General features: G+C 66.7%; 16 protein-coding genes. 5 read left to right on the forward strand and 11 right to left on the reverse strand.

Features of this window, described 5'->3' with window-relative positions:
• Positions 1-1,344 carry a nodulation protein NfeD gene (locus HU735_RS01455; RefSeq protein WP_186712139.1) on the forward strand — a complete coding sequence of 448 codons (1,344 nt, stop codon included), beginning with the start codon at positions 1-3 and terminating at the stop codon, positions 1,342-1,344.
• Between the two features lie 3 nt (positions 1,345-1,347).
• Positions 1,348-2,100 carry a slipin family protein gene (locus HU735_RS01460; protein ID WP_186712140.1) on the forward strand — a complete coding sequence of 251 codons (753 nt, stop codon included), beginning with the start codon at positions 1,348-1,350 and terminating at the stop codon, positions 2,098-2,100.
• 57 nt (positions 2,101-2,157) lie between these two features.
• On the opposite strand, the gene HU735_RS01465 is transcribed toward HU735_RS01460, so the two are convergent.
• The 3 genes from HU735_RS01465 to HU735_RS01475 form a co-directional block, all read right to left on the reverse strand.
• The gene (locus tag HU735_RS01465; protein ID WP_186712141.1) at positions 2,158-2,790 is read right to left on the reverse strand and encodes a LysE family transporter; all 633 of its coding nucleotides are present in this window, start codon (positions 2,788-2,790) and stop codon (positions 2,158-2,160) included.
• A gap of 177 nt (positions 2,791-2,967) precedes the next feature.
• Positions 2,968-3,555, reverse strand: a complete 588-nt coding sequence (locus tag HU735_RS01470; protein WP_186712142.1) for a mechanosensitive ion channel family protein — start codon at positions 3,553-3,555, stop codon at positions 2,968-2,970.
• Positions 3,555-5,465 carry an ATP-binding cassette domain-containing protein gene (locus HU735_RS01475; protein WP_186712143.1) on the reverse strand — a complete coding sequence of 637 codons (1,911 nt, stop codon included), beginning with the start codon at positions 5,463-5,465 and terminating at the stop codon, positions 3,555-3,557. Before HU735_RS01475 ends, HU735_RS01470 begins: the two co-directional genes overlap by 1 nt.
• 50 nt (positions 5,466-5,515) lie before the next feature.
• Here HU735_RS01475 and HU735_RS01480 point away from each other — a divergent pair, with 50 nt between their 5' ends.
• Positions 5,516-5,995, forward strand: coding sequence for a TIGR02444 family protein (locus tag HU735_RS01480; RefSeq protein ID WP_186712144.1), 480 nt, complete (start codon positions 5,516-5,518; stop codon positions 5,993-5,995).
• On the opposite strand, the gene HU735_RS01485 is transcribed toward HU735_RS01480, so the two are convergent.
• On the reverse strand, positions 5,971-7,053 hold the full coding sequence (locus HU735_RS01485; RefSeq protein ID WP_186712145.1) for an AlgP family protein: 1,083 nt from the start codon (positions 7,051-7,053) through the stop codon (positions 5,971-5,973). The two genes, HU735_RS01480 and HU735_RS01485, sit on opposite strands and share 25 nt — an antisense overlap.
• 224 nt (positions 7,054-7,277) lie before the next feature.
• On the opposite strand from HU735_RS01485, the gene HU735_RS01490 reads away from it, so the two are divergent.
• Positions 7,278-7,943: an FKBP-type peptidyl-prolyl cis-trans isomerase gene (locus HU735_RS01490; protein WP_186712146.1), complete on the forward strand. Its 666-nt coding sequence runs from the start codon at positions 7,278-7,280 to the stop codon at positions 7,941-7,943.
• A gap of 1 nt (position 7,944) precedes the next feature.
• On the opposite strand, the gene HU735_RS01495 is transcribed toward HU735_RS01490, so the two are convergent.
• From HU735_RS01495 to HU735_RS01525, 7 genes are all read right to left on the reverse strand, one after another.
• On the reverse strand, positions 7,945-8,415 hold the full coding sequence (locus tag HU735_RS01495; protein WP_050703285.1) for an Rsd/AlgQ family anti-sigma factor: 471 nt from the start codon (positions 8,413-8,415) through the stop codon (positions 7,945-7,947).
• 230 nt (positions 8,416-8,645) lie between these two features.
• On the reverse strand, positions 8,646-9,143 hold the full coding sequence (locus HU735_RS01500; protein ID WP_186712147.1) for a disulfide bond formation protein B: 498 nt from the start codon (positions 9,141-9,143) through the stop codon (positions 8,646-8,648).
• A gap of 481 nt (positions 9,144-9,624) precedes the next feature.
• Positions 9,625-10,863 (reverse strand): heme biosynthesis protein HemY, encoded by a 1,239-nt coding sequence (locus tag HU735_RS01505; protein ID WP_186712148.1) that lies wholly within the window; start codon positions 10,861-10,863, stop codon positions 9,625-9,627.
• Entirely contained in the window at positions 10,860-11,960 is a 1,101-nt protein-coding gene (locus HU735_RS01510; RefSeq protein WP_186712149.1) for a uroporphyrinogen-III C-methyltransferase, read from the reverse strand. The genes HU735_RS01505 and HU735_RS01510 overlap by 4 nt, the downstream gene beginning before the upstream one ends.
• A gap of 46 nt (positions 11,961-12,006) precedes the next feature.
• Positions 12,007-12,774: a uroporphyrinogen-III synthase gene (locus HU735_RS01515; protein WP_186712150.1), complete on the reverse strand. Its 768-nt coding sequence runs from the start codon at positions 12,772-12,774 to the stop codon at positions 12,007-12,009.
• On the reverse strand, positions 12,771-13,712 hold the full coding sequence (gene hemC, locus HU735_RS01520) for a hydroxymethylbilane synthase (protein ID WP_186712151.1): 942 nt from the start codon (positions 13,710-13,712) through the stop codon (positions 12,771-12,773). Before hemC ends, HU735_RS01515 begins: the two co-directional genes overlap by 4 nt.
• 200 nt (positions 13,713-13,912) lie before the next feature.
• Complete coding sequence (locus HU735_RS01525) at positions 13,913-14,662, reverse strand: LytTR family DNA-binding domain-containing protein (RefSeq protein WP_050703278.1); 750 nt, start codon at positions 14,660-14,662, stop codon at positions 13,913-13,915.
• Positions 14,663-14,959: 297 nt separating this feature from the next.
• On the opposite strand from HU735_RS01525, the gene argH reads away from it, so the two are divergent.
• On the forward strand, positions 14,960-16,354 hold the full coding sequence (gene argH, locus HU735_RS01530) for an argininosuccinate lyase (RefSeq protein WP_186712152.1): 1,395 nt from the start codon (positions 14,960-14,962) through the stop codon (positions 16,352-16,354).
• The last annotated feature ends 9 nt before the right edge of the window (positions 16,355-16,363 follow it).

The following is a 16,363-nucleotide window of genomic DNA, read 5'->3' on the forward strand; positions in this document are numbered from 1 at the left end:
GTGATCGCCCGGCGCTGGCGCATGCTGCTGTTGTTGCTGATCCTGGGCTTCGCTCCGGGCGGCTTGGCCGCGCCCGGCGCCAACGTGTGGCTGCTGAGCGTCGACGACGCCATCGGCCCGGCCAGTGCCGACTACCTGTTGCGCGGGCTGGACCAGGCGCAGGCGCAAGGCGCGCAACTGGTGGTGATCCGCCTCGACACCCCCGGCGGGCTCGACAGCGCCATGCGCCAGATCATCAAGGCCATCCTCGCAAGCACGGTGCCGGTGGCCACCTACGTCGCCCCGGGCGGTGCCAGGGCGGCCAGCGCCGGCACCTACATCCTCTACGCCAGCCACGTGGCGGCCATGGCCCCGGGCACCAACCTGGGCGCGGCGACGCCGGTACAGATCGGTGTCCCCGGCACGGAGGAAAAGCCCGCCGCGAACAGCGAGCAGGACACCCTCGCCCGCAAACAGGTCAACGATGCCGCGGCCTACATCCGCGGCCTGGCGCAATTGCGCGGGCGCAACGCCGACTGGGCGGAAAAGGCCGTGCGCGAGGCGGTCAGCCTGTCGGCCAGCGAAGCGCAACGGTTGAAGGTGATCGACCTGGTCGCCGTTGACCTGCCCGACCTGCTGCGCCAGCTCGATGGCCGGACGCTGACCGTCGCCGGCCAGGCCCTGCCCCTGCAGACCGCCGGCGCCAATGTGGTGGAGCACCTGCCGGACTGGCGCACCCGCCTGCTGGCGGTGATCACCAACCCCAGCGTGGCGCTGATCCTGATCATGATCGGCGTGTACGGCCTGTTGGTCGAATTCATGAACCCCGGCTCCGGGGTCGGCGGCGTGGTCGGCGGCATCTGCCTGCTGCTGGCGCTGTACGCCCTGCAATTGCTGCCGGTGAGCCACGCCGGGGTGGCGTTGATCCTGCTCGGGGTGGCGTTCATGGTCGCCGAGGCGTTCCTGCCCAGTTTCGGGGTGATCGGCTTCGGCGGCATCGTCGCCTTCGTGGTCGGTGCGGTGATCCTGATGGACACCGACGCCCCTGGCTTTGGCATTCCGCTGACGCTGATCGTCAGCCTGGCGGTGCTGTCGGCGCTGTTGCTCGGCGGCGTGCTGGGCATGGCGCTGAAGGCGCGCAGGCGAGCCCTGGTCAGTGGCGATGCCGGGCTGGTGGGCAGCCTGGCGACGGTGACCCAGGTGCGCGCGGACAACCCGTTCTGTGGCTCGGTACAGGCCCAGGGCGAACAGTGGCAGGCGCAGTGCGCGACACCGCTGCAGCCGGGCCAGCACGTGCGGGTGACGGCCCGTCATGGTGTGACGCTGGAGGTCAGCGCCACTGCGCCCACGGCGCAAGGAGAGTAGACGATGTTCATGCAATTCGGATTCAGCGCCGTGCTGGTGCTGCTGGGCATACTGCTGCTGTCGGCCCTGCGCATCCTGCGCGAGTACGAGCGCGGCGTGGTGTTCCAGCTCGGGCGCTTCTGGCAGGTCAAGGGCCCGGGACTGATCATCCTGATTCCCGGCATCCAGCAGATGGTCCGCGTCGACCTGCGCACCGTGGTGCTCGACGTGCCGCCCCAGGACGTGATCACCCGCGACAACGTCTCGGTCAAGGTCAACGCCGTGCTGTACTTTCGCGTGCTCGACCCACAGAAGGCGATCATCCAGGTCGAAGACTTCCTCACCGCCACCAGCCAGCTGGCCCAGACCACCCTGCGCGCCGTGCTCGGCAAGCACGAGCTGGACGAACTGCTGGCCGAGCGCGAGCAGCTGAACTCGGACATCCGCGAGGTGCTGGACGCGCAGACCGACGCCTGGGGCATCAAGGTGGCCAACGTCGAGATCAAGCACGTCGACCTCAACGAGTCGATGGTCCGCGCCATCGCCCGCCAGGCCGAGGCCGAGCGCGAACGACGGGCCAAGGTGATCCATGCCGAAGGCGAGCTGCAGGCGTCGGAGAAACTGATGCAGGCGGCGCAGATGCTAGGCAAGGAGCCGGGGGCGATGCAGCTGCGCTACATGCAGACGCTGGGGTCGATTGCCGGGGACAAGAGCTCGACCATCGTGTTTCCGCTGCCGGTGGATCTGCTCAAGGGGCTGGTGGACAAGCAGCGCTGAAAACAATCGCGGGGCCAGTCGCATCGGCGCACCGCGATGATCATCGGCCGGTCGAAATCAGAGCGGCGCCCGGCGCAGAGTGGCGAGGAACGTCGCCGCACCAATGAACAGTCCGGCAAAGGTGCGGTTCAGGCGCTTCTGCTGCTTCGGTGTACGCAACAGGCGCAGCACCCGCGAAGCCAGCCCGGTGTAGCCCGCCATCACCAGCAGGTCGACGCTGATCATGGTCACGGTGATCGCCACATACTGCGGCAGCAGCGCCTCGTGCGGGTTGATGAACTGCGGCAGCACCGCCAGCATGAACACCAGCGCCTTGGGGTTGCTGACGTTGACCAGGAAGCCGCGGAACACCAGGCTCAGCGGCTTGCCGATCGGCCGCACGCCGGACTCGTCGCTCATGTCCATCGGCAGGGCGCGCCATTGCTTGTAGGCGAGGTAGACCAGGTAGGCGACACCGAACCACTTGATGACCTGGAAGGCGGTGGCCGACGCGGCGAGGATGGCGCCGACACCGGCGGCGATGATGGCGATCTGCACGATCAGGCCCAGTTGCAGGCCCAGGGCGTTCCAGTAACCACGCCAGAAACCGTACTGCAGCCCGCTGGACATCGAGGCGATTGCCCCGGCACCCGGCGACAGGCTGATCACCCAGCACGCGGCAAAGAAGGCCAACCACGTTTCCATCGACATCGCACACCTCGCTCGAACAGCTTTTGCAAACCGTTAAGCTAAGGTGTTGGCGAAAAAATAACCAGTGGTTTTTCTGCTTGAAACGATCGCGGGGCAAGACCGCTCCCACGCCTGCCATCCAAAAGGACCAGGGCGTGGGAGCGGGCTTGCCCCGCGATTACAATGAGCAGCGCCCTGTCAGTCGCTCTCGACAGGCGCCTCGTGCAAGGCCACTGAAGCCTCGGCACCACGCCAACGGCGCACGGCCTTCTGGAAGAACTGGCTATTCGGCACCTGCACCAGCGCCCCGCCCGCCTCCGGCGTTTCCATCAGCGTGGTGTACAGCAGGTTGATGGCGATCACCCGGCCTTTCACCCCCGGCTTGTCGAGGGTGTCGACCAGCTCGACCACATCGCCGATGCGAAACGGCCCGACGGTGAAGATCAGCACCGCGCACAGCAGGTTGGACAGCACGCTCCAGATGGCGAAGAACGCCACCGCCGCCACCGCGACGAAGCCCGACAATGCCGTCCACAGCACCGTGGCGGACACCCCCATGCGCTCGAGCACGAACAGCAACGCGCTGCCCATGATCAGCCAGCGCAGGGCACCGCGCACCGGCACCATCAGCTCGTGCGGCAACGGGTAGCGCTCGCCCAGGCTGCGCAGGCCGCGGGCGACCATGCGCTGCAGGATGAACGCGGCGATCAGGATCAGCAGGATCTGCAGCCCCAGCCAGAACGTGTCCATCCACTGCCCCGGCAGCAGCGAACGCAGCTCCTCCATCAGGACAGCGCCTCGAGCTCGGCCTGCATGCTTTCCAGCGTTTCCAGGGCTTCCATCCAGGCTTCCTCAAGCTCGCCTTCGCGTTGCTTGAGCTTGGTCTGGCGGGCCAGCAAGTCGCGCAGCTCATCCTTGCGCGAGGCCTCGTACAGACCACTGTCGCCCAACGCTGCTTCGATCTCGGCCAGTTGCTGGTGCACCTGGTTGAGTTCGGTCTCCAGCTTGTCGGCCGCCTTCTTGTGCGGCGCCAACTGCTGGCGCAAGGCTGCGGCGGCCTGGCGCTGGGCCTTCTTGTCGGTCTTGTCCGGGTTCGCGGGCGTGCTGCTCACCGGCGCGTTGCGCTGGCGGTACTCGACCAGCCAGCGGCTGTAGTCGTCCAGGTCGCCGTCGAAGGTGTCGACCTTGCCATCGGCCACCAGCAGGAAGTCGTTGGTGGTGCTCTTGAGCAGGTGACGGTCGTGGGACACCACCACCACGGCACCGGCGAACTCCTGCAGGGCCATGGTCAGCGCCAGGCGCATCTCCAGGTCGAGGTGGTTGGTCGGTTCGTCAAGCAGCAGCAGGTTCGGCCGCTCCCAGGCGATCAGCGCCAGGGCCAGGCGGGCCTTTTCGCCACCGGAGAAATTCACCACCGGCTCGTCGACACGGTTGCCGTGGAAGTCGAAGCCGCCGAGGAAGTCGCGCAGGGTTTGCTCGCGCTCACCCGGGGCGATGCGCTGCAGGTGCAGCAGCGGGCTGGCCTTGTCGTCCAGCGAGTCGAGCTGGTGCTGGGCGAAGTAGCCGACGGCGAGGTTCTCGCCACGCACCAGGCGCCCGGACAACGGCTGCAGTTCGCCGGCGAGGTTCTTGATCAGGGTCGACTTGCCGGCACCGTTGGGACCGAGCAGGCCGATCCGCGCACCCGGCGCCAGTTGCAGCTTGACCTTCTCGAGGATGGCCTTGTCGTCATAGCCCAGGCGGCCTTCGGACAGGTCGAGCAAGGGGCTGGAGATCTTCTCCGACTCGCGGAACACGAAGTCGAACGGCGAGTCGACGTGGGCCGCCGACAGCTCCTCCATGCGCTCCAGGGCCTTGATCCGGCTCTGCGCCTGGCGGGCCTTGGTGGCCTGGGCCTTGAAGCGGGCGATGTACTTTTCCATGTGCGCGCGCTGCGCCTGCTGCTTCTCGTAGGCCTGCTGCTGTTGCGCCAGGCGTTCGGCGCGGGTGCGCTCGAAGGCGCTGTAGCCGCCCTTGTAGAGATTGAGCTTGCGCTGTTCGACATGCAGCACATGGTCGACCACGGCATCGAGGAAGTCGCGGTCGTGGGAGATCAGCAGCAGCGTGCCCGGGTAGCCCTTGAGCCACTCTTCCAGCCAGAGGATGGCATCGAGGTCCAGGTGGTTGGTGGGCTCGTCGAGCAGCAGCAGGTCGGACGGGCACATCAGTGCCTGGGCCAGGTTCAGGCGCATCCGCCAGCCACCGGAGAAGTCACCGACGCGGCGGCCCATCTGCTCGTTGGTGAAGCCCAGGCCGGCCAGCAGCTTGCGCGCGCGGGCATCGGCGGTGTAGCCGTCGGCGCTGTCCAGTTCACTGTGCAGGCGCGCCAAGGCGGTGCCGTCGTGGGCCTGCTCGGCGGCGGCCAGCTCCGCCTGGACCTTGCGCAGGCGGGCATCGCCGTCGAGCACATAGTCCACGGCGATGCGGTCGAGGGTGTCGACCTCCTGGCGCATGTGGGCAATGCGCCAGTCGCCGGGCAGCAGGCAATCGCCGGCATCGGGCGACAGCTCACCGCGCAGCAGGGCGAACAGGCTGGATTTGCCGGCGCCGTTGGCGCCGATCAGGCCGGCCTTGTGACCGGTGTGCAGGGTCATCTCGGCGCCTTCTAGCAGGCGCTGGGGACCACGCTGTAAAGTGAGGTTCGATAGTCTGATCATGATGGTCGCGGAGTCTACCAGCTTCGCCGATCACTGGCGCGAGTGAAACCATGCACACCGACCTGTGGAATCACGCCCTGGCCTTGTATGCCCAGCCAGGCGTCGAGGCCGCCAGCCTGGCCCTCCAGGAACTGGGCGGCGATGTCTGCCTGCTGCTTTGCGGCACCTGGCTGCAGGCCCGCGGCGTGGCCGCCGATGAACCGCGGATCGCCGCCCTGCAGGCCCTGGCCGGCCCCTGGCAACGCGATGTGGTGACGCCGCTGCGCGCGCTACGCCGGCAATGGCGCGAGCAGGCGCTGGCCGACCCGCAACTGAGCGTGATGCGTGAGCAGGTGAAGGCGCTGGAGTTGCAGGCTGAACGCACCTTGCTGGAGCGTCTGGAGGCGTTGGCGCAAGAGTGGCCTGCGCAAGCGGGCGCCGCGCAGGACTGGCTGACCCGGCTGGCGCCGGACCAGGCCCGGGACCACGACGCGCTGCATCAGCTGCGCGCCGCGGCCCGTGAGCTTCAGGACGCCGAAGTCGGCGACTGAGCCGGTGTGGTGGTTGCCGCAGGCGTGGCCGCGCTGGTCGCAGGCGCCGGGGTGGCGCTGGCGGTCGGCGTGGCAGCCTTGCTTTCGGCTGGTTTGCTGGCTACAGGCTTGGCCGGAGCTTTGGCGGCGGCTGGCTTGGCTGCTGGCTTGGCTGCAGGTTTGGCGGCGGGCTTGGCCGCTGCTGGCTTGGCCGGGGCCTTGGCGGAGGCAGGTTTGGCCGCTGGTTTGGCTGCTGGTTTCGCTGCAGCGGTCTTCGCCGGGGCCTTGGCAGCAGCTGGTTTGGCCGCTGGCTTGGCGGCAGGTTTCGCGGCGGCGGTCTTCGCCGGTGCCTTGGCAGCAGCAGGCTTGGCCACTGGCTTGGCGGCAGGTTTCGCGGCGGCGGTCTTCGCCGGGGCCTTGGCGGCAGCAGGCTTGGCCGCTGGCTTGGCCGCAGGTTTCGCGGCGGCGGTCTTCGCCGGGGCCTTGGCGGCAGCAGGCTTGGCCGCTGGCTTGGCGGCAGGTTTCGCTGCAGCGGTCTTCGCGGGAGCCTTGGCAGCAGCCGGTTTGGCCGCTGGCTTGGCGGCAGGTTTCGCGGCTGCAGTCCTCGCCGGTGCCTTGGCGGCAGCAGGCTTGGCCGCTGGTTTGCCAGCAGGTTTCGCGGCCGCTTTCGGTGCCGCAGTACGCGAGTCCAGGGCCTTGGCGGCCGCCTCACGCACTTTGCCAACACCCTGGGCCAGTTTCAGGCTTTCCTGGGCATCACGCTTGAGTTGCTGGATGTAAGTTCGGGTCTGGGCCTGGCGATCCTTGAGCGAATCGAGCAAGTGTTCAAGTTCACCCGCGGCTTTTTGCGCCTTGCCCTGAGCCTTGGCTTTACCGGCCTTGGCGGCGTCCTGCAACTTCAGGCGAGCGTTATGCAGTTTCTCCTGGGCCTTGCCACGTTGTTTTTCCAACTTGGCCAACAGTTTCTCGGCATCCGCCAGCGCTTGGGAGCAGGCATCTTCCAAATGTTCGAGCAAGCTCCCCGAAAGTTGCTGGAGCAGGTGCAACGGCGTACTGACTGCTTTCTTCTTGGCCGACATGGTTTACCTCCTGGCTGACGAGAGTGCGGCTCATACTATGCTTCTGCTGCTACCGCCGCTAGGGCATGTTGACAGTCTCAGTAGCGCCGCGTTGCATGCCTGGGCAAAGTTGTTGTCTTGCAGCTGGAAACAAGTGTAGTTGCCCATTAGTGCACTGCCGATATTTACACATCTTCGCCCAACAACGCTGGCATACTTTGCGCTCTTTACCGCAGGAACCGTCCATGCCTCGTTATCTGATTCTGGGCCTGTGCCTGGTGATGCCGCTCTCCCTCGCCAACGCCGAAACCGCCCCCGCCAACGACAGCGACCTGGCCTACAGCCTCGGTGCCAGCCTGGGCGAGCGCCTGCGCCAGGAAGTCCCCGGCCTGCAGCTCGACGCCTTGGTCGAAGGCCTGCGCCAGGCCTACCAGGGCCAGCCGCCACGCATTGCCAAATCACGCATGCAGGCGATCCTCGAGCAGCACGAGACGCAAGCCAACGCCGCCGCCGAACAGGCCCAGGTGGACAAACTGGTGGAAGCGGAAAAACGCTTCATTGCCGGTGAGCGGGCCAAGGCCGGGGTCCGCGAGCTGCCCGAGGGCATCCTCTACAGCGAACTCGCCAGCGGCAACGGCGCGCAACCCAAGGCCAGCGGTCGCGTGCAGGTGCGCTATGTGGGGAAACTGCCGGATGGCACGGTGTTCGACCAGAACCTGCAACCGCAATGGTTCAAGCTGGACTCGGTGATCGAGGGCTGGCAGGTGGCGCTGCCACGCATGAAAGCGGGGGCGAAGTGGCGGCTGGTGATCCCGTCGGCGCAAGCCTACGGCGCCGACGGTGCGGGTGACCTGATCGCACCCTATACCCCACTGGTGTTCGAGATCGAACTGCTGGACGTGGCCGACTGAATCAGGCCTGCAGCGCGTCCTCTTCCTTGTGCGCGGTATGTAGCACTTCGATGAGGCAGTCCTCCAGCTCGAAGCGCTCTCGCAACAGGCCGCCCAGCTTGCCCAGCTTATCCGCGAAGCGCTCGGGGTCGGTGCACTCGCCCTTCTCACAATGGTCGTTGAAAGCCAGCGCGATCTGGGTGCTGTCATCGATACGCGGGTTGATCTGTGTGGCAAGCTCCAGGGCCTTGGTATCGCCAAAGGCCTTGGCTTCGCTGACCAGCTGCTCGCTGACTTCGAAGTGCCAGGCCGAGACATAGTCGACCAGGAGCGCGCAAAAATCGCGGTTCTTGTCCTTGTCGGCAAAGGCCGGCTTGGCATCGCGCAAGGCGCGGAAGGCATGCACCAGCTCCTGGCGCTCCTCCAGCCAACGATCGATCAGCTTGTGAACACCGCCCCAGCGTTCCTGGGCGTTCTGGCAACTATCGAGCATGGCGATCTCTTCCCTTCTGGGTAGATGCCGCTGCACCTCGCGACACAACACCGTGGCACAAAGGTGACATCAGCAAACGGCATCGAGCAGTTGTATTTTCGGTAAGCGTGCTGGGAGATTATTCCCGCGCGACCTGCCCTTCAAGGTACGCAGCAGACAAAGTTCATACAAGCGTTTAATCCCGTTGCCGGCCACCGCTGGTCGCGCAACACCCGGTGCATTGCCGTGGATCAACCCGCCGCGTCCTGGCGCAATCGATACAGCACCAGCCACGACAACGGCACCGCCGCCAGCAACAGGAACGCCAGCAGGCTCCATTCCGGCAGGGTCAGGTCGAGAAAGCTCCAGTTGACCGACACGCAGTCCGGGCTGCCCAGCAGGAACGCCTGCAGGATCTCGTGCCACGGGCGTTCGACCAGGTGCGCCAGGGGCAGGTGGCAACCGCTGACCGGCAGCGGCTCGGCCTGCAGCCAGACATGCCGCCCCGCCAGCAAGGCGCCCGCCGACGCGAACAGCAGCGCCAGCCAGGCATGCCAGCGACGGGCGCCGGCGTGGAGCGTGGCGACCAGGCAGGCCAGCGCAAAAAGGCCCAGCATCAGGCGCTGGCTGAAACACAACGCGCAGGGGTCCAGGCCGACCACGTTCTCGAGACGGAACGATGCGACCAGCACCGCCACGGCGGCCAGGAAGGCGGGAAGGAACGAGCTGCGCAAGCAGGCCAGCGACATGGGCAGAAGTGATCCGAAAATGAAGGAAGTGGTTTGAAACGGTAGAGGAAAGGGGCGCTTTGTATCAAGGCGCTACAGTGCAGACAAGTCGCTGAATGGCTAGGGAATCATTTTCGTGAAACGTGGGAATCTTCCGACGCGGACGAAGGACGATTCGACGCCCTCTACGTAGAGGGCGTCTTGAGTCATCGCTCATCAGAGAATGCAACGCGTCGCTGGCAAAACATCGCACCTGCACAAGCAAGTATGCCCGCGATGCGCGACAGGTCCATCCCTTTCAAGGTCTTTGCGTTTTTTCGGATATGGCCGCTTCAATTCAAGATTGCCGGGGCTGCTTTGCAGTCCATTCGCGGCACAAGGCCGCTCCTACAGGATGGCGCGATCACCTGTAGGAGCGGCCTTGTGCCGCGAAAGGGTCGCAAAGCGACCCCGGCAAGTCCAAGTCGAACGCCTCTTCTCAACACCTTGAAAGGGTTGGGCCTCAGGCCCGAACACCCTCCGGCAGCGGCAACGCTAGCAGGCGCTCATCCAGCAGCCCCAGGCCCTCCTGGAACAACTGATTGCTGCGCTCGGTCTCGCCGAGCCCGGCCAGCAAGCGTGCCAGCTCGGCGCAGGTTTCCGGATTGCGCTCCATGCGCAGACTGCTCTCCAGATAATCCCGTGCCTTGCCCCACAAGCAGTTCTGCAGACTCAGCCGGCCGAGGGTGAGCAGCAGGCTCGGGTCCTGTGGATGCTCCTTCAGCCAGCCTTCGGCCGTTTGCAGCTGGCGCGCCGGGTCATCACCGCGCACCAACCCGTAAAGGCGCGCCAGATGGCTTTCGTAGCCGCGCTTGAGCGCGCCGCGAAGCACCTGCTCGGCCTCGCCCTGGGCACCGACCTGACGCAGTTGCTCGGCATAGGCCGACACCAGCTGCGGCTCCTGGCGCTGGGCATTGGTCAGCTGCTGCCAGGCGCGCTCGAGCGCCTGGCGTGCTGTCTGCGAATCCTCGCCACGGGTCGCCGCCAGGCCCAGGTTCTGGCCCCATGCACGCTGCTCCAGGTCAGCCAGTTCTGCCGCCGGTAGCACCTTGTGCTTGCGCAGGTCCGGCAGCAGGCGAATCAGCGCCGGCCAGTCACCGCGTTCCAGGTGCAGGCGCTGCAACAGGCGCAGCACCTGGGCATTGTGCGGGTGGCGCTCCTGCATCGCTTGCAGGGCCTCCAGTGCGCCCTCGCTCTCGCCCCGGTCCATCTGCAACTGGGCATGGGTCAGGGCAACGGCGAGCTCGGCCTGGGGCTGGCGCTCCAGGGCGCGTTCGAGCAGGTTGTCGCGCTCCTCGACCCGTCCCAGCTCGTTGGCGGCGCGCGCGGCGCCGAGGTAGTAGAGCAGCGGCTGGCGATCGGACTCGGCGGCCCGCTGCAAGTGGCGCTGGGCACTGGCCCAACGCCCCTCGGCCAGGTCCAGTTGGCCTTGCTCGACAGCGATGCGGGTGCGGCGGCTGCGGTTGCGCCGCGACCACGGGTTGACCACCCCGGACGAGGTCAGCACCAGGCCGACCAGGTAGCGCAGCAGCAACAGCAGCACGATGATGCCGACCAGCGCGCCGAGCGCCGCCCACAGCCCCGACTGGTAGCGGAAGCCGCCGTAGGCGATCAGCACGTAGCCGCTGTGTTTGGCGATCGCAATGCCCAGCGCTGCGGCGACGACGATCGCCAGCACCGCCAGCAGGTAGACACGCTTCATGGCTTGGCCCCTTCGGCGGCGGCCGGCAGGTGGCGACGCTGGATGTAGGCCTGCACCGCGGCCAGGCTCTCGCTCAGGTCAGGCGTGACCACCGACACCGGCTGTTCGGCCAACTGGTTGAGGTTGTCGAGCATCGCCTTGCTTTGCGGGTTGTCCGGGTTGAAGTTGGCCAGCAACACGCTGCGCGCATCGTCCAGGGCCTGGGCATAGACCTTGGCCTCGCCGTTGAGGGCCGCCCACTGCGCCTGCTCGATGGTCAGGCTCAGGGCCAGGCGCAGCTGGTTGAGCGATTGCCCGGACAGCAGCGGGCGGACGTTGTCGTCGGCATTGAACTCGATCTGGAAGTACTTGGAGATCTCCGCCCACCACTGCGACCAGCGGCTGGCGCCGTCGCCATCGGCGGTCAGCGCGCCCATGGCGTCGGCCTTGCTGTCGAATTCCGGCGACTGGGCACTGAGCTGCTGCACCAGCTCACGCTGCGCGGCGAGCTTGAGGAACAGCCCGGTGCGATCCGGCTGCTCGGTGCTGGACAGCGTCGCCAAGCTGCGGGCCAACTGCTCGCGGGCAGCGAAGGCGCCAGGGTCGCTCTGCTCGCGGAGGATTTCATCGGCACCTTCGACCAGCGCCTTGGCGCTGGTGATGTCCTGCAGCGCCGACAGGCGCAGGGTGGCCAGGCGCAGCAGGTGCTCGGCCTCGGCCAGGCGCCATTCCTTTCGACTCTCGCCGAGCACGGTCTCCAGGCGCTGGCTCAGGCGCTGCTGGTCGCCCTGCAGTTGCGCCACCAGGCGCCGACGGTCTTCCAGTTCACTGGCCGCCGGCAGGCTGGCCAACTGCGCGCTGAGCTGCTGCTCGCGCTGCTGCAGCGCGTCGGCGCGTTGGTTGAGGGCTTGCAGGTGTTCGCCCTGGCCTTGCTCGCTGCCTTGCAGCTGGCGGACCTGCCAGACGCCCCAGCCGCCGACCGCGACGCCGGCGGCGCCCAGCAGCAGGGCCAGCAGCGCCAGGCCGTTGCCGGAGCGTCGGGCGGGCTTGGCGGTGGCGGATTGCGGCGCCTCGGGCGCCACGGGCTGTTCGGTGTTGGACAAGACAGTTTCGCTCACGTATCCATCCTTTGCATGGTGGCGCATCGCTCTCTAGCTTAGCGCCTTAAGGGGCAGGCGCAGCGGTTCGCTGCACGGCTGCCAGCAAGGCCGCGGCGCTGGCGCCACGGCAATCCACAATGTCTTTCGCCCCGAGCGCTCGGGCCTGCTCGGCCACCCGGGGGCTGGGCACGAACAGCGGCAAGCGGGAAAACCGCGGCCAATCCGCACCTGCCAGTCGATGCAAGTGTTCCAGACCCTGCCCACTGCTGACCACCAGGCCATTGAGGCGTTCCCCATCGATGCGCTGGGCGAGGGTCGTGGCGGGGTAGTGCGGCAGGCAGCGGCGATACAATTCCAGATAATCGACACTAGCACCTTGCTCGGCAAGACGCTCGGCCAGCAGTTCACGACCTCCGACGCCGCGAACGATAAGGACGCGGGGTGCCGGCGCAGCGATAGCGTCGCGCAGGGCGGGCAGTGCAAGCAAGGCTTCGCTGTCATCGCCGGCCGCCGGAAAGGCCACCTGCAAGCGGTGCTCCTGAAGGATCCGCGCGGTCGCCTCGCCCACCGTGAACCAGCCGGCGGACGGCGGCGTCACCCCCACCTGGGCGAGCTGTTCCAGCAGCAGGCGGGCCGCCGGCTTGCTGACCACGATGATGGCCTGGTCCTCGGCGATCGCCCGCAGGCGCTGCACCTGCGCAGGGTCCGGCGCGATTGCCTCGATCACCAGCAACGGCAGGCTGGCGCTGGCGATGCCCGCGTCGGCCAGGGTCTGCGCCAGCGCCGCACAGTCCTCTTCAGGCCGGGTCAGCAGCAGGCGCCAGGGGCTCACGGATGGCCGGCCTCGCCATAGACTTCCTTGAGAATCGCCTCGGCGCCCTGCCCGAGCAGGTCCTCGGCGACCTGCTCGCCCAAACGCTCGGCATCGGTGCGCGGCGCCCGGGCCTCGGCCACCAGCAAGGTGCCACCGGAAGGCTGGCCGACCAGGCCACGCAGCCACAACTGGTCGCCTTCGAGCACGGCGTAGCAGGCGATCGGGACCTGGCAGCCACCATTCAAGCGCTTGTTCAGCGCACGCTCGGCCACCACCCTGTCGGCGGTGTCGGCATGATGCAGCGGCGCCAGCAAGGCATGGATCTCGGCGTCGGCGCTGCGACATTCGATACCCACCGCGCCCTGGCCGCCCGCCGGCAGGCTGTCATCGACGCTGATGGAGGCGCTGATACGGTTCTCGAAGCCGAGGCGGATCAGGCCGGCGGCGGCGAGGATGATGGCGTCGTACTCGCCGGCATCGAGCTTGGCCAGGCGGGTGTTGACGTTGCCGCGCAGGAAGCGGATTTCGAGGTCGGGTCGGCGCGCCAGCAACTGGGCCTGGCGGCGCAGGCTGGAAGTGCCGACGATGCTGCCGGCCGGCAAGGCCTCGAGGCTGGCGAAGGTGTTTGAAACGAAGGCGTCGCGCGGGTCTTCACGCTCGCAGATGCAGTAGAGGCCCAGGCCCTCGGGGAAGTCCATAGGGACGTCCTTCATCGAGTGCACGGCGATGTCGGCCTCGTTGTCGAGCAGGGCGGTTTCCAGCTCCTTGACGAACAGGCCCTTGCCGCCGATCTTCGCCAGCGGCGCGTCGAGCAGCTTGTCGCCACGGCTGACCATTGGCACCAGGGTCACCAGCAGGCCGGGATGCGCCTGTTCCAGGCGGGCTTTGACGTATTCGGCCTGCCACAGGGCCAAGGCACTTTTACGGGTGGCAATGCGGATTTCGCGAGTGGACATGAAACGCACCGATCCAGAGAAATACCGCCGATGATAACAGCTCCTCCGGTTGTGCCCGCAGATTCAGATCAGCAATCACGCTCCCTGCACAGTCGATACTGGTCGCGATTTGCGTGGGAGCGGGCTTGGCCCTCGATTGCGATGGCGGATCTTGCACTGCTATCGCGGGGCAAGCCCGCTCCCACGTTCCCTGAGGCCATTCAGTGCAAGGACTGCATCATCTTGCGCACCCCCGCCACATGGCGGCGGCTGACGGTCAGGGCGTCGCCTTCCAGGCCCTTGAGATAGAGCTGGAAATGCCCCAGCGGCGTGCGCTGCAGCCGTTCGATGCGCTCGCGGGCAACCAGCGCGTTGCGGTGGATGCGCACGAAACGCTCGCCAAACTCGTCCTCCAGGGCCTTGAGCGGCTCATCGAGCAGCACCTCGCCTGCTTCATGGCGCAGGGTGACGTACTTGTGGTCGGCGATGAAGTAGATGACCTGGGGAATGGGGATCAACTCGATGCCCTTGCGGGTACGGGCACTGATATGGCTGCGCGGGCCGCCACCGGCGTCGCCGGCGGGGCGGGTCAATGCCGCCAGCTGAGCACGGTTGGGTTTTTCCGCCCGACGCAGGGCATCGCGCAGGGCCTGCGGCTGGATGGGCTTCTCGACATGGCTCAGGGTGCTGTCCCTGAAGGCTTCGCTGCCGTATTCATCGTCGCCGGTGCAGAACACCACCGCTGGCGGCGACTCGCGCTCGCACAGCCGGGCGGCGACCTGCAGGCCATCGAGGCCCGGCATGCCGATATCCAGCAGCACGACGTCGGGCTTGAGGCTTTCGATCAGGGTCAGGGCCTCCTCGCCGTTGGTGGCGCTGGGCTCCATCACGGTGTACCCCTCCAGCTCGCCAAGCAGCCGGCTCAGGCGCTCGCGGGCCTGGGGTTCATCATCAACGATCAGGACATTCATAATTGCGCTGGATTCCTGAGTGAGTCTCGCACGGGTATAGCGTAGACAAGTGTGGGGCGACCGAAACGCGGTCACGCTACAGACCGGTGCGAAGGCCAAAGATTCACTGGTCTGGCAGATTCAGCACCAGTCCTTTGTCCAACTGTAGACGCTCCGTGGAACACTGCCGTTCAATCGTTGAATATGCCGCACCCCCTTGTAACCGGACGATTCTCGCGACCAGCGCCCTGCGGCGGCGGGCGCAACCCTGCTATGATCGGCGCACTTTTTCCGTTCACGCCTTCAACGAGTGAATCCATGAGCACCGACAAGACCAATCAGTCCTGGGGCGGCCGCTTCAGTGAGCCCGTCGACGCCTTCGTCGCCCGCTTCACCGCCTCGGTCGATTTCGACAAGCGCCTGTACCGCCACGACATCATGGGTTCGATCGCCCACGCCACCATGCTGGCGCAGGTCGGCGTCCTCACCGATGCCGAGCGCGACACCATCATCGATGGCCTGAAGACCATCCAGGGCGAAATCGAGGCCGGCACCTTCGACTGGCGCGTCGACCTCGAAGACGTGCACATGAACATCGAGGCGCGCCTGACCGACCGCATCGGCATCACCGGCAAGAAGCTGCACACCGGCCGCAGCCGCAACGACCAGGTGGCCACCGACATCCGCCTGTGGCTGCGCGACGAGATCGACCTGATCCTGGCCGAGATCACCCGCCTGCAGCAGGGCCTGCTGGAGCAGGCCGAGCGTGAGGCCGAGACCATCATGCCCGGCTTCACCCACCTGCAGACCGCGCAGCCGGTGACCTTCGGCCACCACCTGCTGGCCTGGTTCGAGATGCTCAGCCGCGACTACGAGCGCCTGGTGGACTGCCGCAAGCGCGCCAACCGCATGCCCCTGGGCAGCGCCGCCCTGGCCGGCACCACCTACCCGATCGACCGCGAGCTGACCTGCAAGCTGCTGGGCTTCGAGGCCGTGGGCGGCAACTCGCTGGACAGCGTCTCGGACCGCGACTTCGCCATCGAATTCTGCTCGGCGGCAAGCATCGCGATGATGCACCTGTCGCGCTTCTCCGAAGAACTGGTGCTGTGGACCAGCGCCCAGTTCCAGTTCGTCGACCTGCCCGATCGTTTCTGCACCGGCAGCTCGATCATGCCGCAGAAGAAGAACCCGGACGTGCCGGAGCTGGTGCGTGGCAAGAGCGGCCGCGTGTTCGGCGCCCTGACCGGCCTGCTGACCCTGATGAAAGGCCAGCCGCTGGCCTACAACAAGGACAACCAGGAGGATAAAGAGCCGCTGTTCGACGCCGCCGACACCCTGCGCGACTCGCTGCGCGCCTTTGCCGACATGATCCCGGCGATCAAGCCCAAGCACGCGATCATGCGCGAAGCGGCCCTGCGCGGTTTCTCCACCGCCACGGACCTCGCCGACTACCTGGTACGCCGCGGCCTGCCGTTCCGTGATTGCCACGAGATCGTCGGCCATGCGGTGAAGTACGGCGTCGATACCGGCAAGGACCTGGCCGAGATGAGCCTGGACGAGCTGAGTCAGTTCAGCGACCAGATCGAGCAGGATGTGTTCGCCGTGCTGACCCTGGAAGGTTCGGTCAACGCCCGCAACCACTTCGGCGGCACCGCGCCGGCCCAGGTGCGTGCAGCCGTTGCACGCGGCAAGGCCTTACTGGCTTCGCGCTGATAACGCCAT

Origin of the sequence: Pseudomonas sp. BW16M2 (genome assembly GCF_014268865.1) — a bacterium.
Taxonomy (GTDB): Bacteria; Pseudomonadota; Gammaproteobacteria; order Pseudomonadales; family Pseudomonadaceae; genus Aquipseudomonas; species Aquipseudomonas peradeniyensis.